We start from the raw sequence: 25,762 nt of genomic DNA, 5'->3' as shown, positions 1-25,762 counted from the left end.
ATGCGTCACACCATGCCGATGGTGACGGCCTCGACCGTGCGAGGTCTGTCGATGTCGACGTCCTTCGTCGGCCTGATCCAGACGGACATGTCTTCGGGCACCACGCGTCCGTTCCAGAACGTAGCGAAGGCTGCATCCGCCGCGTCCCGACCCGTCGCCACTCTGACGAATCCCGCCAGATCGGCCTTTCGCGTGGGATCGAACAGGTACCACTGGCCATCGAGGTAGGCCTCGAACACGGCGTGGAAATCGGGAGGCTCAAGTCCGAGCGCGTATACGCTCACGAAGCGTGCCGGGATCCCGAGCGAACGGCAGAACGTGATCCCCACATGCGCGAAGTCGCGACATACACCCTGGCGGTCGGCCAAGGTGTCGACGGCCGTCGTATGCGTGGTGCTCGTGCCGCCCTGGTACTCGATGTGATCGTAGATCCAGTTGGCGATGGCCGTGACGCGCGTATGGCCGGTGAACGCGCCGAAGGTCTTGCGCGCGAACGTCGCCAGTCGATCAGCCTCGCAGTAGCGACTCGGCAACAGGTAGGGCAGGACATCGACCGGAAGCTCCTGCAGCGGCGTTTCCCTGACGAGCGCAGGGTCGTGCTCCTGAGGCCAGAGGTTCACGCTCGCGCGATATTCGACTCGAAGCGGACCAGGCTGGAGGATCGTACGGTCCCACCGTGTTCCGTTCGTAGGGTCGGTGAGCAACTGCACGGCAGCGTTCGTGGGAAGCTCGAGCGACTCATGCTCGATCCACTGCTGGGGCGTGACGGAAGGCCGTATGTTGAACACCGCTACAGACGGTTGCTCAATAATGTAGCTCAGCGAACAACCGACCTCGTAGCGCATGCGAGTTCTCCGTCAGGGCGGCGAAGCCTGCACGCTTGAACCTGACGGCGGAATGACCCCTAAGGTCGACGTCGACGCCCCAAGAGTTTGGTTCAGCGTGACGCGCGTTTTCGAGGCATCCAGACTGGTGACCGCGGCTACACATCAACTCGTCGCTAGCTCCACATCGAACGCCGTTGCCCACCAGAGCACGCTTTCCTCGCCGGTCACGACGTCGAACGTGGTCATCCGTGAAGTCGCGGACGGGAAGACCGACGGCAGCGTTGATCGATTCATGTCGGCCGACGTGAAGTTCTGCTACGACGATGAGGACGCTGAAAGCGTTGCTCGCACCATGGCGAGTCTTGAGGTCAGGAGGCTTCCCGTTCTCGATCGAAAGGAGCGCCTGATAGGGATGGTGTCACTTGCCAACTTGACCCAGACCCGCGATGGAGAAGCGAAGCGCGAGTTCCTCGAGTCTATCGCCACGCCTCATTGACTAGAACGTACGACAGTTTGATGCCTGGTGATCAGCCGTTTGGCAAAGTCTCCTTGTCGTAGTAGAGAATGAAGCGCGAGCAATCCAGGTTGGGGTAGGCCCCACGCGCTCGGCACCCGTGTTAGGTGGCAACGGGTGCACAGCGTTCACGAGGCGAGTCGCGCCGACTGCGCTTGAGCGGCCGCCGTGAGCAAGCATTTGACGGCACTCGTGATCACCGGGCCTGCTGACTACGGTGCCGAACATTCCGCGCATGCCCCGGAATGCGCATCCGTGTAGCGACGGGTACCCGTGCTTCCGGCATGGGGTGCCTGACGATGGCTTGCGGGAGAATGGGCAGCGATTTGTTCGTTCCTGCCACTGCTGACGCCGGGGAAGCATCTCGCGGCACAGCTGCATCAACCTTGGATACAGACGAGCCACATGACGAGACGGATCGCGATGGTGCTTATTCTTCTGGCCGCCGCGCTGTCACATGCGGTGAGTGCGGCCCCGGCGACGTCGCGCGCGGATCATCTTCAGAGGCTGGATGACTTCCTCGATCATGTCGAGACCGGCAACGGTGGCGCTGGCAGTCTGTCGATCTTCAGGGGCGACGAGGAGATCTACGCCAGGAGCTTCGGGCAGAAAAACCTGCATGGCGCCGTCCCTGACGCGACCAGCAAGTACCAGATCGCGTCGGTCACGAAGATGGTGACGGCGATCCTGGCCTTCAGGCTGATCGAGGCCGGGCGCCTGCGTCTTGATCAGCCCTTGTCGGACTTCCATCCAGACATGCCGTCCGCGAGGACCATCACGATCGCGAACCTGCTTGAGCACTCGAGCGGACTCGGCAATTTCGCGATAAGGGATGGCGCTGTCTGGGTGGTGGACGCGCTGAGTCGGGCGCAGATCCTCGGAGAGATCAGGAGGCAGGGCGTTGCTTTCGAACCTGGCGATCGCGTTGCCTACTCCAACTCCGCCTACTTTCTGCTCACGACGATCATCGAACGGACGGACGGGCGTGACTATCATCAGATCGTGGCACAGGACATCGCCGGCCCGCTGGGTCTGAAGAACTTCGCGTCGACGCTGTCGAACCCCAACCGTACACTCGGATCGCATGTGTTCGCAGGGCAGTGGAAGGCGATCAAGGATGTCGACTACGCGAACGTGATCGGAGTCGGTGACATCGCCAGCACGACGCGGGATCTGAATGCGCTGATGTCCGCGTTGTTCCGGTACAGGCTGCTTCGCAGGGACACCGTGGAGGAGATGAAGCCGGTTCCCGGGAAGGGCGGCTGGGGAAAAGGCTTGGCGGAGTTCAGGTATGGGGAACGCCGCTTCCTTGGACATGGTGGTGACGTACTCGGCTCCCACGCCCGGTTGATCTACAACCTGGAGGATGAGGTGTCGATCTCATACGCGACCAATGGCGAGCGCATCCCAGCCGATGTGTTCCTGGAAACCATTGTGAGCATCGTCTACGGCGACGACGTCGTGTTTCCCGACCTGCGATAGTCACCCGAGCGTCGCCAAGGTCTCTCGCTCCTCGCGCTTGGTCTGGCGCTCCGAATGGCTACGAAACCGGGTTGGCCGGCGCTTCGATACGCAGATGCGCGGGGGCTTCGGCGCGGAGATTAGTCACGCCGAAGTCGATCGCGCCCGTCGGAAGGCCGCGCGAAGCTCAACTGGGTCACGAGCAGCAGTCCGCTGGCGAGCATGCAGAAGGTGGCGCGTCCTAGAGGAACAGCTTTCCTGAACGAGCACCTAGCTCTTTCAACCGAAAAATGTCGCACAGTTCATTCTTACAAATGAATTGATCACCCCCGTCTGTTGATCGATCATCATTCTCGCGGCAAGCGTGGCATTGCTCACGCCGCGAACCCTAATCGTCGGCATTTTGAACGGTTGATCTCAACTATAAAGAATTTTTTCCACTTGTACACATAGCATTTTTAGTGCTTGTATGGCTTGTGCCAGAACGTTCCGCCGGAGCTCGCGCCAGCTGAGTCGTTCGACCTGCCCCTGACAGGTACCACAGGTCCCCTCACGGCACGTGGGGATTGCATGTCGGAAGGAATCGTCGCTATGTCTTTTCTATCAGGCGCATCAAACGTTTCGGACACCGTCACAGGGACACGCGCGGCTCTCAGGTGGTTGAGTTGCTTTGCAAGTCTGCTGCTCGCGGGCTGGGTACTGACCGCCGTTGCGGCTCCCATCGTTGTACCCAACGGGGACTTCTCCAACCCTGCCAACAATGGAACGATCAACACGGCAGGCACTGCACCCATCGGAAGTGGTCCCTGGTCGGGAACCTCGGTGGCCGTTGCGGGACTTCTTCTTCCGCCCACGTTGACGATCGGTGCAGGCGCAGCGCGCATCGACGGACTGCTCAGCATCAACGTCGCCGGCATTCTCAACAACAGTGGGCGCTTCCACCTGGACACCGGGGCCGCGTGGATCGGCAACCGCCGCTATACAGTTTCGGTCGACGTGGATGCGAATGTGCTGTTGGGCGCAGGGGTTCTGACCTCGGGTAACGTGGGTGTTGCGTTGGCCACGTCCAACACGGTGGCCTCCCGCGTCGCCTCGTCCGCCACCGGCGCTCCCGTCACGCTCACGCTGTTGAGCGGCACGCGCTATCGCATCACGCTCACGCACGAGACGAATGCGAGCGTTAGCGGGAACGTCTTCATCCATCTCTTCGCCGAACCGGGCGGAGTACTTTCCGCGAACCTGCTGTCATCGATCACGTTCGACGACGTGGCACTCGCGTCTCAACTCCTCACGCAGACGCCGGCGGGACTCGTCCCCGGCAACCCTGGCCCTTACACCGCGTTCCCAGAGTCACCGGTTACGCCCGAGATCTCTGTGACCGTGGTCGACGCCCTGGGCGATCCCATACCCGGCGTCAACGTCACTTTCACTGCACCTATCACAGGTGCGAGTGCCGTCATAGCGCCCAATCCGGTGACAACAGACACGAACGGGACTGCAACAGCAACCGCAGTAGCCAATGCGGAACTCGGCAGCTACTCGATTGTGGCCAGTGTGCCGGGCGTACCCTCTCAAGCGTTTCAGGTGCGCAACATCCTGCCGGACGACATCACGATCGTCACAGGTGAGCCGCGCTTGCTCGGTGAGGTCAATGGTCTGTTCTCCTGCGTTCTTCTGGTACACGTAAGCGACGCAGAGGGCCTGCCGCTTCCCGGCATCGTGGTGGACTTCTTGGCACCGCTGACCGGACCATCGGCCATCCTTTCGAATGACATCTCGAGCGGTGTCTCCCTCGAGGCAGTCACCGATGGCGACGGCTTTGCATGGGCCGAGGCGCGAGCCAACAGCATCCAGGGCAGTTACGTCGTTACAGCCGGTGTGCGCCACACCCTGCTTCCGTCGTTCGAGTTCAATCTACGCAACCTCGGACTCGGCGATCCCTTGCACGCCCATGGCTTCGATGGACCTTGTGTTCGTCCCGCGTCGCTCCCCTGACGAGAGGGCGGCGTCCTTGTTCCATCTTGCGAGCCCGAAGGGATGGCCTTAGATTGAAGGTGGAGTGATGCCGATCGCCTGATCGCTCGGAAGAGTTCCCCCAGTTCCTGCTCTTCCGGCCTCGCCTGACTCCCTCAGGCGAGGCACTCCTTTCTACGTTGCTGCGTCGGATGCTTGGCGTCGAAGCTTGGGTAGGTATGGCGACCCAGGCGTGCGAGGCGGACTGAAGATCATGATGCGAACTAGGGTCGCGCACGTGCGCGCACCGGAGTCCGATGATGATGGTAGCGTCCGCGCGATCACGCTCTTTGATTGCGGCGTGCACGGGATCTTCGCTTGGTTCGGGGTGCTCAAACCAGAAGCTGGCGACGTCACCGCTCACGACGTCGTGCCTTCACACTACAGGCAACGTGAGACCATGGGCTTCATGCTCTGGAGCGACATGCATGACTTCTTCGCAGGCTCTGGTTACGAGCTTCTCGCGATGAAGCTCGCATGGCAATCCAAGCGAAACGATCGGCCCATCGAAGCTTGAAGCGTCACTAGGGCTTCACGATTTGTGCCGCTCAAATGCCGCTAGCGTGAAGGATTGTGGCTCAACCGTTCGCTCTAGCTTCGGACGTCCAAAGCTTCCAGCGCTTCGTTCACAGTGACCCAAGTTCGGCGGGTCGCCCCGACAAGAAACCCTGCCCAATGCGGATGCCCAGTTGCATCAACGTAGCCTTCTCGGCCTCGGTCTCGATACCTTCCGCAATGATCGACACGCCCGTGTCGGATGCGAATCGGGTGATGGCCGCCACGAGTTCGCGATGCCGCGGCTGTGCGTCGATATCGCGCGTGAGAGAGCTATCGAGCTTCAGGATGTTGGGTTCGATGCGCAACACGTGTTGTATCGTGGAGTAGCCTGCACCCACGTCATCTACCGCTATGCGCCACCCCGCATGCTGGAGTTCGCGTACACGACTCGCCAACGCTTTGTAGTCGCGCACTTCGCTGTACTCGGTGATCTCCAACACCCACTCGCTGGCGTGCTCGCGCGGCAGATGATCTTCCAGATCGACACGCATCAGGGTATCGGGTGACATGTTCACCGACGTGTAACCGTTCACCCCCCGTACTGAAGCTCGAGCACGCGTGATCGTGTGGAGGCACGCCAGTTCGAAGTCCTGCGATACCCCGCATCTCACCGCTGCCGAAAACCAGCCACCGAACGGCTCGGGCCATGCCGTGTCGAATCGGCTGAGTCCCTCCATGCCCAAGTGGCGCCCATCCACGAGATCCACGATGGGCTGGAAAACGGCGCGTATAGCGCCCGCCCCGAGGATGCGTCGCACCTCGTCGCCTTCCGAGACGCCTGAGCTCCCGGGAGTTCCGGTGTCCTTGTCCCGTAGAATCCAGCCAGACATTCCAGCGCTTCCGAACGAGAGAGACATCCACTGCGACGGAAACATGACGCCACGACATTTCGATCGCCGCATGCGAGTTCTGCTTGCACACTATCATGGCCCCTTCAGGGCGCGCGAACCATCCTCACCGCTTCCGCGAAAAGATCCCCGATCGAGCGTGGCTAGCGTATCGTTGTTACCGATCATGTGTTTTGGCGCCACGTTGTCATTGGGCAGCGCGGCGTGGTGAAGGAGGGCTCCATGGACCACGATTCCACCCACCAGATTGCTGCAGTGTTTCCGAACTACTGTTCGAAGTGCGAGCTCTGGTCGGCCATCCACGCTCGCATCACCTCGGCGGGATGCACCATGATGTGCACAACGTGTGGGCAGTCCACGTTCGTGCGGGGCAGAATTTCACGTTCGCAGGCTCTCGTGGAAAAGCTTCAGCGTTTTGCCGAGAGACTGGAGCGCTGCACGTCCGAGCACGCAACCTTGATGACCCCCAGGACCCGGCGGGGCCTCGCCCAGGTCCGCCCGCTATCGGAGCCTCACGATTCGCACGCGTGAGCATGGTCGAGTGTTGTGGCTCCGAGCAGGTGCAACGTCATCTTGCAGCGACGCAATCCACTTCCAGCAGCAACCAGTCCGGAGCCCACTGCATATCGCGTATGACGTAGAGCCTCCATTCCTCATTGGTGAAACGGACACGAACAGCGTGTGCTGATCGGCTAAGTCCTGAAGCGGCCACACTTAGCAAGGCGATGGTCTGTGCTCCCGTCTCCTGATCCGGATCGAGTTGGCGTGCGGAGAAGGTACACTCGATACCGCAGATTCGGTCCGCGTGGGAGAGCGCCTCATGAGGGGAGGCTCCTGCTGGACCACTCCCGTTGCCCTGAGACGCTCGCGACGAGGAGAGGTCCAGATCCACAACGACCGTGTCCGTCACCTTCGTCACATGCATGGAGGCGTGGAGAAGATGCAGGGGACGCTGCTCACTCAGGGGTGACGCGCCACGTATGGCCAACGTGATCTCGCACTGCATCGATTCGCTCCGTTCCGACGCGGCACGGTGTGGGAGTCGCGGCCGCAGAGAGCGTCGGATACCGATCATATCAAGCGACAGTTGTCACCGTGGATCATACGAACGACGCGGAATCGAGCATCACGCGCCGTCGTGATGGCGCGAATACTGCTAGTCCTGATTGACGTGCGTACGAAACTTGTAGCCAATCAGGTAGTGAGTTCCGTTGGTAGGGTAGCGGGTTCCCGCCAGTCCTTGCGGATGCTGGCCGGAGTTTTGTAGCGATGCGCGCTGTGGGGCCGCTTCTCGTTGTAGAACTGCCGCCATTGCTCGATCAGCACCTTCGCTTCCGCGGGGCACGGACCATTCGCGGTTGAGCAGTTCGTCGCGCAGCTTGCCCTTGAAGCTCTCGAAGAAACCGTTCTGCCAAGGACTGCCCGGCGCGATGAGCGCCGGACCGATAGCGGCGTCACGCATCCAGCGCATGACCTTCGCCGCGGTGAGTTCGTCGCCGTTGTCCTAGCGCACGAACGCTGGCTTTCCGTAAAGCCGCATCAGGCGCGAACCACATCCTGCGCCCTGAGGCTCGCACCGACCTCGATCGCCAGGCATTCTGTGTACTCGTCGATCACGCACAGAAGCTTCAGGGCGCGGCCGTCGACCATCGGCGCGGGATGTTCAACCCCAGCACACGCAATTGCCGACGCACGCGAGCCTCGCCCAGATCCAGCCACGCGGCCATGCGGCGATGGCCGAAGCGAGGGACCTGCGGCGACGCTGCCAGCAGTTTCTCCGCCACGCCCGGTCCTTGGAGGTCTGTCAGGGCTCGTACCTGCTCATGCGCCGGCTCAGGCCGAGATACCGGCACGCCTTCCATTTGGAAAGTCCCCGACGAACCAGCGTCTGGACCGCATCGCGACGCACCGATGGGGTCGTCATTTTGTTCGGACGATCTCCTTCATACCTTCGATCACCAGTATGAGTTCGGTGACGATCCGTTTCATATGCGTGTTTTACGATTCCAGATCCTTGAGCCGACGGGCATCAGGCGCGTCCAAGCCGCCGAGCTTGTTGCGCCAGCGAAAGAACGTTTGATCGGTGACGTTGTGCTTCTTGCACAGCGCCCTGATCGTCATGGCGCCGACATCAGATCATGCAATGAGCAATTCGAACAGGAGAGCAAAGCCTTTATTTAGGTAAAATATTTCGATATAGCAAGTTAGTTGGCATGAGTCATCTATCCTTAGCGTGGGTTCACAAGTGGAAGAGCGATAGTGACTGACCGGAATTTGCCGGGATCAGAGGAAAGCATCGTGAACAACGAAAATAAACGCCCCAGTTCCGGCGCATCGAAAAATCCTGGTCGCACTCAGAACGACCCGAACAATGCGATGCAACGCAAGGACGGCCAGGATGTCCCGGTCGATTCCGGGAAGGGGGCGGGGAAGGCGGGCCAAAAGGACGATCCGAAGCGTTCTTCGAAACACGGTGATAAAAAAGCCGACCAGCAACGCAGCGGCGGAGGTTGAAGCTGACAATCTCGGATTGTCGATCCAAAACAATTTGGATTATCTTTCCGGCCTCCATTGACAACTTTTCCGTGGAAAAGTAGCTGCGTCCCTTCCTATGCATGCGGCTCTCGAGCTTTTCTAGAGGTTACCAGCCATGTTGGCTAGGCCATCTGAGGGCGAGTGGGTATGGGTCGAGATCCGTGTTTTGCTGTACATCTTTGCAAAATATCGGACGGGTGCCGGGGGCGGTATGTTCTCGGCGCCCGGTCGCCGGGCAATTCTCGCTATCGATGTGGTCAGCTGGACACGTGAAGCTCCGAACTTGACCTATTGCCCGAATGAGGGGACCCGCCCGCGGGAATGAGGAGTCGTGAGAGTGCGGAGCGCCCGCATAGCGGCAGGCGCGGCACCGAATGGCAGAGGGGCGGCGTGCAGTTTGTGGGATCCGTGCACGCTACATTCAGCTTGGTTGGTCGGATTCCGACTTTGGATCCGAGCATCGACTCAAGGAAAAATCCGAGAAAGAGATGGCTCCACGAGCTTCACGCTGTGCTCTTCGAATTAAGACCGCGAGAGACCGACCGCTCGAAGATTAGCCAATCGGTACCTCTAGTACGAGGAGTTATCTTGAATCGCGAGTCATGCGGCGTGATTCCACCGCATGGTCTCCACGAAAAAAAGATGCCGCCATCTCGTCGAACCGCGCGCCGTCTACCGAGCGTGTGGCAATCACGGGTAGAGACTGATCGTCCATTACCGACCTCTCCAGCAGGGTCATTGCACTTCGGATAGGCCCTTCGAAGTCATGCCCACGTTTAACTATCATAAAAAAGCTCCATTATTGACCAGCCTCCAGGCCGTTGCATGGCGTGATGATCACCACACAATATGACATGTCAGAAAGAATATTGCTACCAAATAAAATGACGACATTGTTCTCGCATGCTGTATCCTTTGCTCATCACATTTGGATCGCATGCGGATAGAAGGATGTGCAATGTACGGATTCAGTACGGGTTGAGCTTTTCATGTGCCGCTCGCATTCTCCCCTTTAACATTTTACGATGATTGCGTTCTTACTAGGACCTGACATGCCTCCCGTTACGACGCTCCCTACACTCGATGTCATGGGTACCGCGGAGGCGCAGGGCTCCTTTCGAATGTTTGCCGTGGCGGCACGCAACGCGGGGCTCCTCAGTCAGCTCCGCGGCCGGGGGCCTTTCACTGTCTTCATGCCGACGGACCAGGCGTTTGGAGACTTGCCTTCAGGATGGCTCGAAACGATGTATCGTTCGGAAAACAGGGAGGAGCTCGCAGCCATCCTCAATTACCACATCATTATCGGCCGTCGGACGGTGTGGGATTTACGGAAGGGCGAGAAGGCGAGAACCCTGTGCGGAGAGCACCTTACGATCGTGCACCAACGCGGCAACGTGAGCGTTGACGGCGCGAACGTGACCTCGCAAGACATGTTGTCGACCAACGGTGTGCTGCACGCAGTCGACAAGGTCAATATTCCTCGCAAGAAGTACTAACGCTACACGTTGTGAGGCCGTGGAGGCACACCGCCGTCTTATCGCGGTGCTGGCTACGACTTAGAGCGATTGAGACTGCCGCTTCTTCTCCCAAGTCCACGCGTGTGCAACGATCGTGGCAAGGTCGGGATTGCGCGGCATCCATCCCAATGCTTCGCGGATGCGGCTGCTGTCGGCGACCAGCGCTGGCGGATCTCCCGGGCGCCGCGGCTCGGGATTCCTTAGAATGGCGTGCCCGCATGCAGCCTCACAGGCGTCGATGACCTCACGCACTGAGAAGCCGCGTTCGCTGCCCAAGTTGTAGGCGTTTCCCATGCCTGGAACGATCGCGTGCATGGCCAGTGAGTGGGCTGCCACGAGGTCCTCGACATGCACGAAATCTCGCACGCAGGTGCCGTCTTGCGTCGGATAGTCGTCGCCGAAGATGGAGACACTCGACCCAGCGGCCGCGGCCGCCAAGGCGCGCGGAATGAGATGGGTTTCCGGATCGTGAAGCTCGCCGATGACGCCGTCGGAAGAAGCACCTGCCACGTTGAAGTAGCGCAGGATCGCATAGCCGAGCCCATGCGCGCGTCGCGCGTCCTCGAGTGCGAGCTCGACCATCCATTTCGAGCGTCCGTAAGGATTGATCGGCGAGAGCGGGGCATCCTCGGTGATGGGTACTTCTGTCGGGGCACCGTATACCGCTGCGGTCGAGGAGAACACTAGGCGGTATACGCCCGCATCGATGCAGGCTTTGAGCAGAACCAGCGATCCACCGACATTGTTCGCGTAGTAGCGCAATGGATCGGCGACGCTTTCGCCCACCTCGATGAAGGCCGCGAAGTGCATGACCGCGTCGACTTCGTAGTCGACGAGTGCGGCCAGCATCGCAGCGTAGTCTTCCACGCCTGCATTGATCCACACGGCACGCTCCGGAGAGGCCGAGCGCGCGGCGTTCAACGATGACAGATGCCCGTGACGGAGATCGTCCACGATCACCACGCGATGCCCTTCTGCAAGCAGGTGCCGGACGGCATGGCTCCCGATGTAGCCCGCTCCTCCGGTCAGAAGAACGTTCATAGGGAGTTGCCCGCCTGACGCAGGTCCCGCTCGGACGTCGGTCGCGATGTTCAGAAGATTCTCGCTCGCAAAGTCACCAGCACCATGCCTACGCGCAATTTGATGATGAACCCGAGCACGCCACCGCGAAGCGACTCGCCGTAGGCGGCCGCTCGATTGGCGATCACGAGCGCATCGCGCCCACGCACGGCTTCGCCATCGGCCTTGACGAATTCCCAACCGTCTTCGTATTCCATGACCACGATTCGGCGCATGTCCAGGCTTCGGAGGCAAAAGGCTGCAGTGAGAAAGCCATGCAGGGTATCCCGGCGGAGCCCTGCGAGGCCGCGTGTATCAGACGCGCGGCGGATCCGTTTCGCGTTCGGGGTGACGGTGCCGCGAGAGTGCCGCGAGGAAGGGGGCGACGCCCTGCTTGCCCTTGCTCGCCACGACGATGCCCGGGTCCGGCACGGAGACGTCGATGCCGCACGCCTCGAGCAGGCTCGTCGCATCGCCGAGAGCGAGAATGGTCTTGCCATGGCGATAGTGGTCGCGGACGTATTCGAGTGCCCGGCCGTCGGCCGCAAGCGCTTCGATGGCACCGAGCCCACCCGGCAGCACGAGGGCGTCGAAGCACGCGGCCACTTCGTTCTCGAAGGAGGCATCGGCATCGAGCATGTCCCGCTTCATGGTGCGTACCGGTCCGACCCGAGGCCCGACGATCCTCCCCAGCGCACCGGCTTCGAGCAGCGCCGTCTGCACGACCGACACCGCATTTCCGTCAACGCCCGCGGCGACGAGGATCGCCACCTTGCGGGTACGGACGCCGCCGTCCCCGGGACGCGCGGTCAGCGAAAGCGCCGGCGAGTGCAATACTTCCGGTTTAGGCGGCGACGCGAGTGCACGCGGCATGGCGGTAGGTGCGTCCATTCCGAGACCGGCAGCCACATCCTGCACCAGTTGATCCGACACGTTGGCGAGCATGGACAGCACGCGCTCTCGTATCGCAGGAACCGTGAGCTTGCTGAGCTCGAAGCGAAACGCCGCGACGATATGACGCTGCTCCGACGCCGTCTGGCTCTCGTAGAACAACGTGGCCTGGTTGAAATGCTCCGCGAACTTCTCGCGCTTGCCGCGCAGTTCGTCCTGTGCAACGGGCTCCGGGAAGGACACGAAGCCTGCGGGTCCGGCCTGGAAGGGGCACCCGCCGCTCAGCGAGTTGGGCTCGTACGAAACCTTGCCACGGTGGATCGTCTGCCTGTGCATGCCGTCACGCTGGTTGTTGTGTACCGGCGCCAAGGGGGCGTTGATCGGGATCTCATGGAAGTTCGGTCCACCCAGCCTCGATATCTGGGTGTCGGTATACGAGTGGATGCGGCCCGCCAGCAACGGATCGTTGGTGAAGTCGATGCCGGGAATGACATGGGCGGTGCAGAACGCGACCTGCTCGGTCTCGGCGAAGAAATTATCTGGGTTGCGGTCGAGCACCATGCGACCGATTGCCTTGAGCGGGACGAGTTCTTCGGGTACGAGCTTGGTCGCATCGAGGACGTCGAAACTGAAGGCATCCGCCTGGGACTCGGTGAATACCTGCACGGCGAGTTCCCATTCGGGATACTCGCCGCCTTCGATCGCCTCCCACAGGTCACGGCGATGGAAATCCGGATCGCCACCCGAGATCTTGACGGCCTCGTCCCATACCAGCGAATGGGTGCCGAGCTTCGGGGTCCAGTGAAACTTGACGAGCACCGACTCGCCCGCCTCGTTGACGAACCGGAACGTGTGTACACCGAAGCCCTGCATCATGCGGTAACTGCGCGGAATGGCACGGTCCGACATCTGCCAGAGCAGCATGTGCGTCGACTCGGGCATGAGCGACACGAAATCCCAGAAAGTGTCGTGCGCCGAGGCTGCCTGCGGCATGGCGTGGTGGGGTTCCGGCTTGACCGCGTGCACGAGGTCGGGAAATTTCATCGCATCCTGGATGAAGAACACCGGGATGTTGTTGCCGACGAGATCCCAGTTGCCTTCGTCGGTGTAGAACTTCACCGCGAAGCCGCGTACGTCCCGTGCGGTGTCCTTGGAGCCCCGTTCGCCCGCGACCGTGGAGAAGCGTACGAACACAGGCGTGCGTTTACCGGCCGCCTGGAACGGCGCTGCGCGCGTGATCGCACCGAGCGACTCGTAGGCTTCGAAAAATCCGTGAGCAGCGCTTCCGCGCGCATGCACGATGCGCTCGGGAATGCGCTCGTGATCGAAATGCGTGATCTTCTCGCGAAGGATGAAATCTTTGAGTAGCGCGGGTCCCCTCAAGCCGGCCTTGAGGGAATGCTGGTTGTCGGCAATCGGCACGCCGTGGTTGGTGGTGAGGCGCTGGCCTTCTGCGTTCTCGCGCACGCGATCCAGCGTTCCGCGCGGGTCGCATGCGCCTTCGTTCGCCGGGTCACCGGTCTTGTTGGAGACGTTGCCCTCCGACAAAGTGCTGGCGGAAACGCCTGCGGGGATTTCCCTCGCATGCGCGCCCTCCGACGCTTGCGATCCGCCACCGGCCTGATACTCGGCTTCCTTACCTACGTTGAAGGGCATCGCGCCCGCCAAGGCATTCGCGGCCAGTGCGCGCTGCACCGCCTGATCGTGCACGGGAAGGACGGTGGAGGGGGCACTATCGGTCGTGCGCGCCGCGACCTTCGCGGGCGTCATGGTGGAGTCGCCTACGTTGCCCGTGGGAACACGCTTGTTCGTGGCCATGGTGTCGATCTCGTGGAGGGACCCGCGGCTTGGGGCGCAGGGCCGGGATGGAGGGGGCGCTGCCGGAGATGAGTCGCGTGTAAAGCACGACGATTCAGCCAGGCGCGATAGGCGTGCGGAACGCGGCCTTGACCAGGGTCTTGGCCTTGGCATGGGCGGTTACGAGCGATGCGGCGTCGGAAACCTTCCATGCTTCGTACTGTTCGTCGAACCCGGCCAGCTCCTGCACGCTGAAGAGCTTGCGCGCCTTCACGAACATCTCGTTTTCCTCTTCGCGCGCATGGTGGGTGACGAACTCCGCCAGCACCTTTGCGGAGCCCGCGAACTGACGCGAATTGAATGGCGAGGCGTGCAGGTCGGGCAGAACGGCGAGTTCCACTGCACGGTGCTCCTGAATCGCCTCGGCATGTTGAAGCAACGCTTCGTGGTCGGCGCGTTCTGCGAAAGCGGGATAGAACACCAGTTCCTCCCATTTCGCGTGCGGTATGAGCACGCCTTCGATCTGTTCGAGAAGAGCCTGGCGACGCTTCTGCGCGCGATCGGTCGTCACCTCCATGCTGTCGAACAAGTCCCTCAGGGTGCCGTGCTCGGTCTTCAGGGTGACAAGGATGCTGCGCATGGGGCTCTCGTTATCCAGTCAGGGGGCTTGCAGACCGCGTCGGCGGACGGGATCGGGCTGTCGTGATCCATGCGTCGCAGGCAGTGGCTCGCATCGATAGAGAGGCAGTGCACGTTGCGTACCAGCCGTGGGACACGGCATCCCGCGTATGCCCAGCGAGACCTACGCGTCGTCGAGCTCGACCACGAAGCCGGAAAAAATGTCCACGCTGCAGAAAAAACTTCAGAACCTCAGCAGCGACGGTGGCCGGGGAGGCCGCGGGCGGCGCCAAGCAAGGCTCAGGCGTTGTCGTCCGGCGGCGGCCCGACCACGTCGTCCGACACGAAACCCAGACTGCGGTACCTGATGAGACGGTTGTAGATCGTCTTGGCGGTGATGCCGAGGGTTTCGGCGGTCAGCCGGCGGTTGTTGTTGAAGTGCGCGAGCGTCCTCAGCAGCATCTCGCGCTCCATCTCCTCGAGGTTCATGCCGATCGAGAAGCGAATCGCGCCGTCTCCCGCGTCCACCGGATGCAAGGGAGGCGGAACGAAGCGCACGCGCGCGTCGTCGCTGAGGATGTACTGCCGTTGCACGACGTGCCGAAGTTCACGGATGTTGCCCTTCCAGGGTGCATCCTCGAGCGCGCGTAGCGAATCCGGTGCGAAGGTCTTGCGCGTGGCGTAACGCTCGTTGAGGCGATCGAGAAAATGCTGCGCAAGGAGAGGGATGTCGCCGCGCCGATCGCGCAACGGAGGGAGGCGCAAGGGAAATTCGAGGAGACGGTAGTAGAGGTCTTCGCGAAGCCGACCCTCGGTGGTAGCGAGCAATGCATCGCGATTGGTGGCGGCCACGACGCGCACATCAAGCGGGATCTCGCGCGTTCCGCCCACTCGCGTGAGATGTCGCGTCTCCAGGACGCGCAGCAGGTAGACCTGTGCCGCGAGTGGCATCTCCGTGATCTCGTCGAGGAAGATCGTGCCGCCTTGCGCCTGCTCGAAGAATCCCGCATGGCTCTGCGTGGCGCCCGTGAACGATCCCCGCTCGTGACCGAACAGCTGGCTGCTGAGCAGATCCTCGGGAACCGCACCGCAGTTCACGGCGACGAAACGGCCCGCGCGACCGCTGAGGTCGTGGAGCGCGCGCGACACAAGTTCCTTCCCTGTGCCGCTCTCGCCGCTGACGAGGACGGTGATATCCGTGGGTGCGATGCGCCGGATCTTCGCGAACAGGTCGTGCATGACGCCACTGCTCCCGCTCAGTTCTCCCAGCTGGTCGGCCGGTGCCGGAGGATGCAATTGCGCACGATGCGCCGCTTCGACGAAGAGCGCCTCAAGCTGTGCGCTGACGATCGGCTTGACGAGGTACTCCACGACTGACGATCCCACCGCACGCATCGCCGTTTCAAGCGATGGGTGCCCCGTGACGATCACGACCTTGCCCTGCACGGCCAAGTCCAGCTCGTCGATGAGGTCGAATCCGTGGCCGTCCGGCAGCGACAGATCTACGAGGACAAGATCGAATTGCGTGGTCGCGACCATCGCTTTCGCGCGCGCGAGCGTGGCGGCTCCGGAGACCCGGCAGTCGAACAGGGCGGCGACCGACGACATGGCATGGCGGAAATCCTCGTTGTCGTCGACGACGAGAACATGACCTTGGGGATTCGCGCTCATCGGTCCACCTCGTGCGTTCTGCCGAGCCGCATCGCCTCGGGGGATTGCCGATCAAACCGCGTGCGCAGGCAATACACGGTGAACCGGGCCTGTGCGGAATCCTGGCGTTCACCATCCCGCAGGCGGCTCGGCATCGGGTGGCTCCGCGTACAAGGCCTGAAGTAGTGTCGAAGCCGAGAACGGCTTCCAACACACGACGTCGAAGCCGGCAGCCACGCATCGCGCATGCAGTCCCGGCGCCGCCGAACCGGTCATCGCCACCAGCCGCGCATGCGCGGTGCGCGGGTCTGCGCGTAGCACGCGTGCCAGTTCGATCCCGCTTTTCAGCGGCATGTCGATATCGAGGATGGCCACGTCGGGAGGGTCCTCCAACGCCATCTGAAGCGCCTCTGCACCATCTAGCGCACAGCTCACCACATGCCCTTCGCGTCGCAAGATCGACGATACGGCCAGGAGGATGTCAGGCTGGTCGTCGGCCACCATTACGGAACGTGGGGTATCCACGTGCGTCATGGGCGTTCTTCGATACCAGGAGGGGCCAGCAGCATCGGCAGCCGCACCGTGAACTTGCAGCCCATGCCCACCCCATCACTCTCGGCCTGGACCGTGCCGTCGTGCCCTTCGACGAAGGCCTTCACGATGGCGAGTCCGATGCCGAAACCCGAGATTTCCCCGGCGGGATCCGCCCGCGCGAACATGTCGAAGATCCGTTCCATCTGGTCCTTCGCCAATCCGACGCCGGTGTCTTCGACGCGTGCGACGATCTCCGCACCTTCCTTGGTAAGTTTCATCCAGATGCGCCCTCTAGGGGGCGTGAACTTGATGGCATTGGCCAGCAGATTGGTGAACACCTGGACGAGGCGGCCCCGATCTCCGCGCACGAACAGAGGGACCTCGGGAACCAGTAACGAAAGCGACTGCCCGCGCTGCGCGGACGAGGGCGCCAGAAGCGCTTCAACCTCGGCCATCACATCGTTCATCGAGACAGGCTCTCGTGCCAGGACGATTTCGCCCGACGTGGCCGTCGCCGTCTCCAGTACCTCGTCGATGACCCGCGTCATCTGCGCGATCTGGCGCTCGATGATCGCCGCGGCGTCATGCACGCGCGGATCGTCACTCGCGGCGCGCAGAAGCGTGCTCGTCATGAGAAGCGGTGTCATCGGGTTGCGCAGCTCGTGTGCGATCGTCGCAATGTAGTGGTCGCGCTGCCTCGCCATCGTCAATGCGGCGTCGAGCTGGTTCTGCAGCGTATCGAACTGCTGCCGTAGATCGGTGCGGTTGCGGAACACCTTCCCAAAGCCCGTGAGTGTGCCGCCTTTGTCGTACAGAGGTACCAGTGCGCCGCTGGCCCAGAACCGCGCCCCGTCGCGCGTTTGTTGCCAGCGATCGTCTTCGGATACAGACCCAGCGCGGGCGACGTCCACTTCCAGATGAGGGATACCGAACGACTTGTCCTCGGGCGTGAAGATCGCGGACACGTGCAAACCATGGAGCTCGTCCAACGTATAGCCGAGGATGCGCGCTGCGGCGGCATTGGCCCACACGATGGTCGCGTCGAGTGAAAGCGCCAGCGCCGCATGCTCGGTATCCTGCTCGAGCAGAAGTTCGGGCCATGCAGAGCCATGCGCGCCGTCCGCAGCCGTCAAGTTCACGCGAGATCCGTGCGCATGGTGATCGCCCGACTCGAAACACGAAGCGCGGTTGAAGTCATGGGGCAGCATACGCCGATGTAGATGCCGGTGCGGGATCGAAGTTCTTTAGCGCTCTCGGTGCACGACGTGACGGGCAGGGAAGCATGTCGCACTCAGGTTCATCACCTCGTCATCGCGCCGCCGCCACGCCGTCGTGGGAGGCACCGCCAATACACGCGTGGAGCACACCGCGAGCTTCCATACCCGCTCCTTCACCGAGCTCCCGCTCGATCGAGGCGGCACATCGTGCGGCCGGGGCAGCCGCATGCGCCGTTGCAGGGCATGAGGCAACCTGCGCGACGTCGGCACAGCAGGCGATAGCCGTCCTCCTCGACGCGCCGATAGAACCCGCTTCGACGGATAACGATCGAATCCATCACGTGTCGGCAACAAGCCTGGAGCGCGCGGCCGAAGCCTCCAGGCGGCGGACTTCATGTCGATGCAGAAGGCTTGAGTAATGACAGCGGAGGGATGAAAGGCAGCGTAAGAGACCGGGCACTGCCGCCTGCCTTGATGAACTCGTCCATCTCGACGAACACGACGTCGATATCTCCCGCGGCCAATCTCTCCTGCAGCGAAGAACTGGCCGACGCGAGAAGCACCCGGTCGCCGAGATCGATCATGTTGCACGCGTAGTTCCTCGCGTCGGTCGCGCCTATCGCAATGCGCGAGTCGATGGCGAAGGCCGCCTCGATGGCCGCGATGCCGTGCTCGTCGAACGCGGGCGGGAAATAGACGAGGCGGCCGTCCGAGAGAATGCAGAAGCAGGTGTCGAGATGATAGAAGCGCGCGTCGACGAGACGCAGTGGTACGACCTCGACGTCGAGGAGGTGGTGCAGCCATGACGCGGCCTCGATGTCGGAGCGCATGCCATGGCCCATCCAGAGGCGCTGGCGCTGGATGTCGAGGACCGCGTCGCCCGCGCCTTCGAAGTTCACCTGGCGCGGCAATGCATGGCACGTGAACGACCGCGAACAGAACCAGTCCGCGAACGGCATTTCCTCAACCCGCCGTTGCGTGCATTTGAAGTTGCTGCGTACGACATCGCGGCCACGCACGAACCCCGCATTCGCGGTGAAACACATGTCAGGAGCGCCAGCTACCGCTTCCAAGAAGTCGACATGTCGGCTGCTTTGGACCTGTGCAACGAGCGACGCCCACTGCCTTTGTGCCCTCGCACGGTCAACGCTTCCGCGCCCGGCCTGCGCCATCCACGGATCGATCTTGTAGTCGATGTCGAAGTGAGTCGGCGGACACATGAGGACGGCGCTCACGATGCGTCACATTCAGAAGTCGACGCGCTGGCGAGCACGTGCTGAGCGGAATGTCCCAGCGTTCGATTCACGTAACGGTCGCCCGTGCGGGTATACAAGGGGTAGGCATTCGCCACGCAGGACGGCACGAATGAGTTTCCTTGGCATCGGCGATCACCACAGCCACGGCGACACATACCTGCGTCTGGGCCAGGAACGGTGCGACGTGCGCGTCCATGTCACCGATGCGAGGCGCTCGTGCAGATCCGCGTCAACGTCGGTGATGAGCGTATTCTTGGGAGACAAGGTGGTCATGGAGTTCCTCATGGAAGGGGCGTCACGGGAGATCGACGACGAGTCCCACGGCAGCGATGCGTTCCACGCGCGCGTAGTCGGCGCCGCGAAGCTCCTCGCCGAAGACGTCTGGATCGATCTCGGTGTAGGTGAAGGAGCAGTGGACCTCGCGCAGGCACGCTGAAACCGACGCGAAGAACAGGTCGACGCCCTCCATGACGGGGGCGAGGGTATAGAGCACGAGCCGGCCGCCGCCCGATAGGCGCGAGAGGCACTCGTAGACGATGCGCACCGAGAGATGGGTGCCGTGGTGGTTGCCGCCATCGCGGAAGGTGCCCTTGAGCGCGTTCTTCATGTACGGGGGGTTCGCGATGATGAAGTCGAATGCGCCAGCGACATCGTCTAGCACGTCGCTCAGCGCGAACGCGGCCGATGGCATTGTCGCGAGCCGGGCATTGACGCGTGCATAGGCGAGCGCTTTCGCGTTGATGTCGGCAAGGACGAGCGTCGAGCCCGGCAGAGCGGACGCGGCGGAAAGCCCCGCGGCGCCACTTCCGCACCCCACATCAATGATGCGGCGGGCGCGACCGCATGATGGAAGATGCCGGTGCACGAACTGGATGTACCTGTACGTGTCGGGACCAAAGAACACGCTGTCGGCGTCCGATGCCGGATAGGCCGAATGCATCAGGATGGCATCGCCTATCGTCGAAAAGCGCACCCGGCTCGCGCATCGGGTGCCGCTCGCGGCAATGGCATGGCTTCTGTCGAGCAGGGCGCGTACTTCGAGCGGGACGATGTCCTCCGTGAACGTGCGGCTCCAGCCGAAGATGTCGCGCAGGTCGAACCCGTTCGAGATGCCTCGCCTTGAATGCACGATGCGGTGTGTCTCCGGCGTCACCGTGACGAACCGGTAGCCCTGCGCGAGCAGCCATGTTCCGAGTTCGACTAGGCCATCGCCCGGGTCATCCGTGACGGCGAATGGCCCGGTGAGACCATGCAAGGTATCGAATGCGGTCACTGAACACCTTGCTCGAAGTTGGCGCACGCCGGCGTATCGGAGCCGGCATCGCACGGTTACCGGATAGAGCAAGGGATGTGCCATGCACCGGCGACGCACGCGTTTCTCGACATGCGCACCTCGCGGCATCCTCGCCACCACGCATGCGCGGGAAACGGACCTCACCCACATCCGCGCCTGAGGGCCAGCATCCGATTGCGACGGCAAGCGCTTCGGAAAATTTTTCCTCCCTACAGGAAAGCCACGACCTGAGTCACGCTGGCTTTTCGAGCAATGCCGTGCGGCAACGGGCTCGGCGACTTGGGCATGCGTGTTGCAGTAAGGATGGAGGCACATCGCGCCCCCCATTGAGGACAAGCGACATGACGATCTCATCGCAGCAGCACGACGAGCCCCGCACGGAACCGAAAGAAGGCGAGGACGACCGCGGATCGAATCGCCCGACGCGACCGGCGGGTGGCGAAGAGGAGTAGGGCAGGACATTCGATTCCTAGCCAGGGACGGCTTGCCCCTCGCCACCACTACCCAAGGAATCTGCATGACCGATCTGTTCGTACGCCACGAGGCCGACGCCGACATCGCGTCGATCACCGATGAGCCTTCGATACCGTTCCGTCCGTACGACCTGCTCTGTTTCTCGCACCTCCGCTGGCACTTCGTTTTCCAGCGTCCCCAACACCTGCTGACGCGCTTCAGCGAGCAGCGAAGAGTGTTCTACATCGAGGAGCCGCTCTTCGAGGGTATCGCTTCACCGGCACTCCGGATGGAACGTGTACGACCCACGCTTTTCGTCGTGACGCCAATCCTGCCGGTCGGCATGCCGGCGTCGTGGCACGACGCGGCAATCAGTCTGCTCATCGACGGCCTGATCCAGGACGAGGACATCGAGCGGTACGGCTCGCTCTACTACACGCCGATGGCGCTGCCTTTCACGCAACACCTCGATCCTCTGTTCGTCGCCTACGACTGCATGGACGAACTCAGTTCGTTCAAGGGTGCTCCGGCACCTATGCGACTCAATGAGGTGCGTCTGCTCAAGCGCGCTGACGTCGTCTTCACGGGGGGCTGGAGTCTGTACGAATCCAAACGTACCCAGCATGCCAATGTCCATGCGCTTCCTAGCAGCATCGACGCTGCGCATTTCCGGAGCGCACGCGTCGTTCCGATTGACCGACGTCTCCCGGACATGCGCCGTCTTCACTTGGGATTCTTCGGCGTCATCGACGAACGTTTCGACAGTGCGTTGATCGCCGGGGTTGCCGAACTACGGCCGGGCTGGGACATCACGCTCGTCGGGCCGGTGGTCAAGATCGATCCCGCCTCGTTGCCGTGCGCGGAGCGTATCCGCTACCCCGGCCTCGCAGCCTACGAACAACTTCCGAATTGGCTCGCGCAATGGGACGTGGCGATCATGCCGTTTGCGAAGAACGAATCGACGCGCTTCATCAGTCCTACCAAAACGCCCGAGTACCTCGCTGGGGGCAAGCCGGTGGTGTCGACGAGTATTCACGACGTCGTGCATCCCTACGCCAAGCTGGGACTGGTCCACATTGCCGATACGCCCGAGGCGTTCGTGGCGGCGTGCGAACGCGCGGTCCGCGAGGCGGACGCGGCATGGCTGACACGAGTCGACCTTTTCCTGCGCAACACGTCGTGGGATCTCACGTGGCAATGCATGGCGATGCTGATCGATGAGGTTCTTGACGCGCGAGTCGATCGCGGCCGGGTGGGCCACCTTCCCCACGCGCGTGTCACCGTCGCTTCGCTTTCATGACCACGCGCGCGCGAACTGCACGGCTCGAAATCTGGGGCGGAGCCGAGTGCACCGTCAACCGTGTCGGCGATCGCCTCTTCGACCAACTGCGCCGCACGGGGCACGATGGCCGATCCAACGATCTCGACGATGTCATCTCGCTCGGGGTTTCGCGCCTCCGCGTGCCCGTCCTATGGGAGCGCGTGCACCCATCGGGCTCCCTCGAGGGCGATTGGGCGTGGAGCGACGCCTACCTTGCGCGCTGCGCGGACAGTGCCGTTCGACCGATCATCGGTCTTCTTCACCATGGTAGCGGTCCCGTCGGCACCGATCTCCTCGATCCGGCGTTTCCGAGCGCTTTCACGGCGTTCGCGCGTGAGGTCGCACAGCGCTATCCGTGGGTGATCGACTGGACGCCGATCAACGAGCCGCTTACGACAGCGCGCTTCAGTGGGCTATATGGCCACTGGTATCCGCACCATCGCGATGCCGGGTCGTTTGCGGTGGCGCTCGTACACCAAGTGCGCGCCATCGGGTCGGCGATGCGCGCGATCCGCGAGATCATTCCGGGCGCCAACCTCGTCCAGACCGAAGACATCGGATTCGCGTCGAGCACCCCGGCACTTGCCTACCAGCGCGACTACGAGAATGCACGGCGATGGTGGAGTCTCGATCTGTTGTGCGGAGATCCGACCCCGTGCGGCCACCTCGAAGACGCATTGCACGACGATGCTGCCGCACGTCGGGTGTTGCGGGAAGTCTTGGCCAATCCGACGCCACCCGCCGTGATCGGCATCAACCACTACGTGACCAGCAATCGCCATCTCGACGAGCGTACGTCTCGCTACCCTCACGCACGCGTCGGTGGGAACGGCCGCGACGTATACGTGGATGTCGAGTCGGTCCGCCATTCCGACAGCCTGCGCAGTGGCTTCGGCGCCATTCTCGAAGAGACGTGGTCCCGTTACGGTCTCCCACTTGCCCTGACCGAGGTCCAGCTGAGCTGCACGCGAGAGGAGCAGATGCGCTGGCTGCACGAGGCGTGGAGCGATTGCGTCGAAGCGAGAAGCCGAGGCATCGACGTCCTTGCCGTGACGCCTTGGGCCTTGTTCGGCAGCATGGATTGGGAAAGCCTCGTGACGCGAGAGGAGAACCGCTACGAGGCCGGGGTCTTCGACGCGCGTACGACGCCGCCGCGCGCGACCGCGCTCGCGGGAATGATTCGTTCGCTTTCCGCGACGGGCCGTTTCGAACATCCGGTGCTCGACGGCGCGGGATGGTGGGATCGATGCGACACCTGCGCCCTGCCGTCGCACGGAGTATCGCTGCCTGCAGGCGATATGCGCGCGCCGATCCTCCTGTTCGGTGCGGGCGGTGCACTGGGTGTCGAGATCCTCCGTCAGTGCGAACGACGCCATCTTGCCGTAGTCTGCGCCACGCGCGATGCCGTGGACATTGCCGACTACGCTTCAGTGCATGCGCTGATCGCGCGCCATGCGCCTTGGGCCGTCATCAATGCAGCGGGTTTTCCCTGCGTCGAAAGAGCCGAGTACGAAATCGACCGTTGCACGGCTTCCAACGAGCATGGCGCGGCGAACATCGCGATCGCATGCTCGCAATCCGATCTGCCGATGCTCACGTTCTCCAGCCATATGGTCTTTGCGGGCACCAAGGGCCGCGCATACCGCGAGGATGACGAAACCGGGCCGTTGAACGCCTACGGACGAAGCAAGCGGGCTGCGGAAATTAGCGTGCTGCGTTCGCTTGCCGGTGCGCTGATCGTGCGCAGCGGCCCGTTCATAGGTGGACCGGAGGAGGGCGACTTCGTCCAGAGGACGCTGCGCCATCTCGGCACGGGATCCCGACTCCCGGTGTTGAGCGACGTCACCGTGTCCCCCGCATATCTCCCCGACCTGGCCACCACGTCCCTCGATCTGCTGATCGACGGCGAGCGTGGTCTGTGGCACCTGTCCAACGACGGCCGCACGACGTGGTCGCAGTTCGCGTACGACTGCGCCGAGCGCGGCGGCATGGATACCAGCCTCATCCGGCCCGTACCGCAGCATGAGCGAGCACGGCGTGCGCGCCTTCCAGCGGACAGCACGCTTCTCAGCACGCGCGGGGTTCTGATGCCAGGTCTCGCGTCCGTGCTCGACCGCATCTTCCAGCAGCGTGCTTCAGCGGCAGCCCACAGCCGTGGAGAAGCGGCATGAAGACCAGGATCGCCTGCGTCGGGGCCGGGTTCGCGAGTGCAGTGCTCGCGCGCTCGCTTGCGGAGTCCGGCCGCTACCGGATCGACGTGTTCGAGTCGCGCGGGCACGTGGGCGGCAACTGTCACACGTCGCGCGACCCGCACACCAACATCATGGTCCATCACTACGGGCCGCACATCTTCAACACGAGCCGCCGTGACGTATGGGACTATGTCAACCGATTCGGCGAGTTCGGGCCGTTCGTCAATCGCGTCAAGGCGCGCACGGCGCGAGGCACGTTCTCGCTTCCGATCAATCTGCTGACCATCAACCAGTTTTTTGGCGAGAACTTCACGCCCGAAGCGGCGCGCCGGTTCGTCGAGAGCATTGGAGATCAATCGATCACGGATCCCGTCACGTTCGAGGACCAAGCCTTGCGCTTCCTCGGACGCGAGCTGTACGAGAACTTCTTCCATGGCTACACGAAGAAGCAGTGGGGCGTCGAGCCCTCCGCATTGCCGGCGTCCATCCTGCAGCGCCTGCCGGTACGTTTCAGCTACGACGACAACTACTACAACCAGACTTACCAGGGCATCCCGCTAGACGGCTACACCGCGATCGTCGAACGGATACTCGATCATCCGGATGTTTCGGTGCATGTGGGCGAGACTTTCAAGCCTGCAAGCGCACAGGAATACGACCACGTGTACTGGTCCGGCCCCATGGACAGCTACTTCGATTTCCGCAAGGGAAGGTTGCAGTACCGAAGCCTTCGCTTCGAGCGCATGGACGGGCACGGAGACGAGCAGGGCAATGCGGTCATCAACTACTGCGAGGAACACGTTCCGTACACACGCGTTGCGGAACACAAGCACTTCGCCCCCTGGGAATCCCACGCCGACACCGTGCTCTTCCGTGAGTACAGTTCACTCGCCGGCGACGACGACATACCGTACTACCCGCTTCGCCTCACCGACGACAAGGCCATGCTCCGCGAGTACGTCGAGCTCGCCGAGGCTCAACGCGAGGTCACCTTCATCGGGCGCCTCGGAACGTATCGCTATCTCGACATGCACGTCGTGATCGCGGAATCGTTGGCGCTGGCGGCGGATGTGATAACGCACGGCATCGACAAAACGCGTGCGTTCAGCGTGCGGCCTTTGCATAGCGAGAGCGTTGGCGGTCGGATTTCGACGTCGCCGTGACACGACTCGCTGAGCCAAACCTGCATTCGTCGTCTCTCCGTCCG

Annotated in this window: 20 protein-coding genes and 1 pseudogene; 9 read left to right on the top strand and 12 right to left on the bottom strand. The window is 62.3% G+C overall.

The window, feature by feature from the left end; translation table 11 throughout:
* Window positions 1–5: 5 nt before the first annotated feature.
* Window positions 6–845: a transglutaminase-like domain-containing protein gene (locus ACQQ2N_RS17340; RefSeq protein ID WP_440222821.1), complete on the bottom strand. Its 840-nt coding sequence runs from the start codon at window positions 843–845 to the stop codon at window positions 6–8.
* Between the two features lie 52 nt (window positions 846–897).
* On the opposite strand from ACQQ2N_RS17340, the gene ACQQ2N_RS17335 reads away from it, so the two are divergent.
* From ACQQ2N_RS17335 to ACQQ2N_RS17320, 4 genes are all read left to right on the top strand, one after another.
* Window positions 898–1,323, top strand: a complete 426-nt coding sequence (locus ACQQ2N_RS17335; RefSeq protein WP_440222820.1) for a CBS domain-containing protein — start codon at window positions 898–900, stop codon at window positions 1,321–1,323.
* 423 nt (window positions 1,324–1,746) lie between these two features.
* Window positions 1,747–2,823, top strand: coding sequence for a serine hydrolase domain-containing protein (locus ACQQ2N_RS17330; RefSeq protein WP_440222819.1), 1,077 nt, complete (start codon window positions 1,747–1,749; stop codon window positions 2,821–2,823).
* Between the two features lie 549 nt (window positions 2,824–3,372).
* A complete protein-coding gene (locus ACQQ2N_RS17325; protein WP_440222818.1) occupies window positions 3,373–4,797 on the top strand; it encodes an Ig-like domain-containing protein in 1,425 nt (474 codons plus the stop codon).
* Window positions 4,798–5,053: 256 nt separating this feature from the next.
* On the top strand, window positions 5,054–5,332 hold the full coding sequence (locus ACQQ2N_RS17320) for a hypothetical protein (protein WP_440222817.1): 279 nt from the start codon (window positions 5,054–5,056) through the stop codon (window positions 5,330–5,332).
* Window positions 5,333–5,441: 109 nt separating this feature from the next.
* On the opposite strand, the gene ACQQ2N_RS17315 is transcribed toward ACQQ2N_RS17320, so the two are convergent.
* Together ACQQ2N_RS17315 and ACQQ2N_RS17310 are read right to left on the bottom strand one after the other, a co-directional pair.
* Complete coding sequence (locus ACQQ2N_RS17315) at window positions 5,442–6,203, bottom strand: EAL domain-containing protein (RefSeq protein WP_440222816.1); 762 nt, start codon at window positions 6,201–6,203, stop codon at window positions 5,442–5,444.
* A gap of 1,212 nt (window positions 6,204–7,415) precedes the next feature.
* Window positions 7,416–8,336 (bottom strand): annotated as a pseudogene (locus ACQQ2N_RS17310) (integrase core domain-containing protein); the annotation flags it as partial.
* 183 nt (window positions 8,337–8,519) lie between these two features.
* On the opposite strand from ACQQ2N_RS17310, the gene ACQQ2N_RS17305 reads away from it, so the two are divergent.
* Together ACQQ2N_RS17305 and ACQQ2N_RS17300 are read left to right on the top strand one after the other, a co-directional pair.
* Complete coding sequence (locus ACQQ2N_RS17305) at window positions 8,520–8,735, top strand: hypothetical protein (protein WP_440222815.1); 216 nt, start codon at window positions 8,520–8,522, stop codon at window positions 8,733–8,735.
* 1,109 nt (window positions 8,736–9,844) lie between these two features.
* Window positions 9,845–10,252, top strand: a complete 408-nt coding sequence (locus ACQQ2N_RS17300; protein ID WP_440222814.1) for a fasciclin domain-containing protein — start codon at window positions 9,845–9,847, stop codon at window positions 10,250–10,252.
* Between the two features lie 60 nt (window positions 10,253–10,312).
* On the opposite strand, the gene galE is transcribed toward ACQQ2N_RS17300, so the two are convergent.
* From galE to ACQQ2N_RS17255, 9 genes are all read right to left on the bottom strand, one after another.
* Window positions 10,313–11,314, bottom strand: coding sequence for a UDP-glucose 4-epimerase GalE (gene galE, locus ACQQ2N_RS17295; RefSeq protein ID WP_440222813.1), 1,002 nt, complete (start codon window positions 11,312–11,314; stop codon window positions 10,313–10,315).
* A gap of 50 nt (window positions 11,315–11,364) precedes the next feature.
* Window positions 11,365–11,550: a hypothetical protein gene (locus tag ACQQ2N_RS17290; protein ID WP_440222812.1), complete on the bottom strand. Its 186-nt coding sequence runs from the start codon at window positions 11,548–11,550 to the stop codon at window positions 11,365–11,367.
* Window positions 11,551–11,647: 97 nt separating this feature from the next.
* The gene (locus ACQQ2N_RS17285) at window positions 11,648–14,041 is read right to left on the bottom strand and encodes a catalase (protein ID WP_440222811.1); all 2,394 of its coding nucleotides are present in this window, start codon (window positions 14,039–14,041) and stop codon (window positions 11,648–11,650) included.
* A gap of 94 nt (window positions 14,042–14,135) precedes the next feature.
* Window positions 14,136–14,660 carry a hemerythrin domain-containing protein gene (locus ACQQ2N_RS17280; protein WP_440222810.1) on the bottom strand — a complete coding sequence of 175 codons (525 nt, stop codon included), beginning with the start codon at window positions 14,658–14,660 and terminating at the stop codon, window positions 14,136–14,138.
* 278 nt (window positions 14,661–14,938) lie between these two features.
* Window positions 14,939–16,309, bottom strand: coding sequence for a sigma-54-dependent transcriptional regulator (locus ACQQ2N_RS17275; protein ID WP_440222809.1), 1,371 nt, complete (start codon window positions 16,307–16,309; stop codon window positions 14,939–14,941).
* Window positions 16,310–16,417: 108 nt separating this feature from the next.
* On the bottom strand, window positions 16,418–16,822 hold the full coding sequence (locus ACQQ2N_RS17270; RefSeq protein ID WP_440222808.1) for a response regulator: 405 nt from the start codon (window positions 16,820–16,822) through the stop codon (window positions 16,418–16,420).
* Entirely contained in the window at window positions 16,819–17,961 is a 1,143-nt protein-coding gene (locus tag ACQQ2N_RS17265; RefSeq protein ID WP_440222807.1) for a PAS domain-containing sensor histidine kinase, read from the bottom strand. The genes ACQQ2N_RS17270 and ACQQ2N_RS17265 overlap by 4 nt, the downstream gene beginning before the upstream one ends.
* A gap of 470 nt (window positions 17,962–18,431) precedes the next feature.
* Window positions 18,432–19,274, bottom strand: a complete 843-nt coding sequence (locus ACQQ2N_RS17260) for a dimethylarginine dimethylaminohydrolase family protein (protein ID WP_440222806.1) — start codon at window positions 19,272–19,274, stop codon at window positions 18,432–18,434.
* A gap of 316 nt (window positions 19,275–19,590) precedes the next feature.
* The gene (locus tag ACQQ2N_RS17255; protein ID WP_440222805.1) at window positions 19,591–20,568 is read right to left on the bottom strand and encodes a methyltransferase; all 978 of its coding nucleotides are present in this window, start codon (window positions 20,566–20,568) and stop codon (window positions 19,591–19,593) included.
* 538 nt (window positions 20,569–21,106) lie between these two features.
* Between ACQQ2N_RS17255 and ACQQ2N_RS17250 the strand changes: the two genes are divergently transcribed.
* The 3 genes from ACQQ2N_RS17250 to ACQQ2N_RS17240 are packed head-to-tail and all read left to right on the top strand — an operon-like array spanning window position 21,107 to window position 25,718.
* Window positions 21,107–22,342: a glycosyltransferase gene (locus tag ACQQ2N_RS17250; protein ID WP_440222804.1), complete on the top strand. Its 1,236-nt coding sequence runs from the start codon at window positions 21,107–21,109 to the stop codon at window positions 22,340–22,342.
* Window positions 22,339–24,534: a family 1 glycosylhydrolase gene (locus ACQQ2N_RS17245; protein WP_440222803.1), complete on the top strand. Its 2,196-nt coding sequence runs from the start codon at window positions 22,339–22,341 to the stop codon at window positions 24,532–24,534. The genes ACQQ2N_RS17250 and ACQQ2N_RS17245 overlap by 4 nt, the downstream gene beginning before the upstream one ends.
* A complete protein-coding gene (locus tag ACQQ2N_RS17240; protein ID WP_440222802.1) occupies window positions 24,531–25,718 on the top strand; it encodes a UDP-galactopyranose/dTDP-fucopyranose mutase family protein in 1,188 nt (395 codons plus the stop codon). Before ACQQ2N_RS17245 ends, ACQQ2N_RS17240 begins: the two co-directional genes overlap by 4 nt.
* The last annotated feature ends 44 nt before the right edge of the window (window positions 25,719–25,762 follow it).

This window comes from Dokdonella aquatica, from assembly GCF_051987395.1.
Taxonomy (GTDB): Bacteria; Pseudomonadota; Gammaproteobacteria; order Xanthomonadales; family Rhodanobacteraceae; genus Dokdonella.
Note: the sequence above shows the minus strand (reverse complement) of the source record. Positions and strands in the feature narration are given on the sequence as shown.

Coding starts and splice junctions, on each gene's coding strand:
- ACQQ2N_RS17340 (WP_440222821.1), bottom strand. CDS start 845: ATGCGCTACGAGGTCGGTTGTTCGCTGAGCTACATTATTGAGCAACCG.
- ACQQ2N_RS17335 (WP_440222820.1), top strand. CDS start 898: ATGACCCCTAAGGTCGACGTCGACGCCCCAAGAGTTTGGTTCAGCGTG.
- ACQQ2N_RS17330 (WP_440222819.1), top strand. CDS start 1,747: ATGACGAGACGGATCGCGATGGTGCTTATTCTTCTGGCCGCCGCGCTG.
- ACQQ2N_RS17325 (WP_440222818.1), top strand. CDS start 3,373: ATGTCGGAAGGAATCGTCGCTATGTCTTTTCTATCAGGCGCATCAAAC.
- ACQQ2N_RS17315 (WP_440222816.1), bottom strand. CDS start 6,203: ATGTCTGGCTGGATTCTACGGGACAAGGACACCGGAACTCCCGGGAGC.
- ACQQ2N_RS17300 (WP_440222814.1), top strand. CDS start 9,845: ATGGGTACCGCGGAGGCGCAGGGCTCCTTTCGAATGTTTGCCGTGGCG.
- galE (WP_440222813.1), bottom strand. CDS start 11,314: ATGAACGTTCTTCTGACCGGAGGAGCGGGCTACATCGGGAGCCATGCC.
- ACQQ2N_RS17290 (WP_440222812.1), bottom strand. CDS start 11,550: ATGGAATACGAAGACGGTTGGGAATTCGTCAAGGCCGATGGCGAAGCC.
- ACQQ2N_RS17285 (WP_440222811.1), bottom strand. CDS start 14,041: ATGGCCACGAACAAGCGTGTTCCCACGGGCAACGTAGGCGACTCCACC.
- ACQQ2N_RS17280 (WP_440222810.1), bottom strand. CDS start 14,660: ATGCGCAGCATCCTTGTCACCCTGAAGACCGAGCACGGCACCCTGAGG.
- ACQQ2N_RS17275 (WP_440222809.1), bottom strand. CDS start 16,309: ATGAGCGCGAATCCCCAAGGTCATGTTCTCGTCGTCGACGACAACGAG.
- ACQQ2N_RS17270 (WP_440222808.1), bottom strand. CDS start 16,822: ATGACGCACGTGGATACCCCACGTTCCGTAATGGTGGCCGACGACCAG.
- ACQQ2N_RS17250 (WP_440222804.1), top strand. CDS start 21,107: ATGACCGATCTGTTCGTACGCCACGAGGCCGACGCCGACATCGCGTCG.
- ACQQ2N_RS17245 (WP_440222803.1), top strand. CDS start 22,339: ATGACCACGCGCGCGCGAACTGCACGGCTCGAAATCTGGGGCGGAGCC.
- ACQQ2N_RS17240 (WP_440222802.1), top strand. CDS start 24,531: ATGAAGACCAGGATCGCCTGCGTCGGGGCCGGGTTCGCGAGTGCAGTG.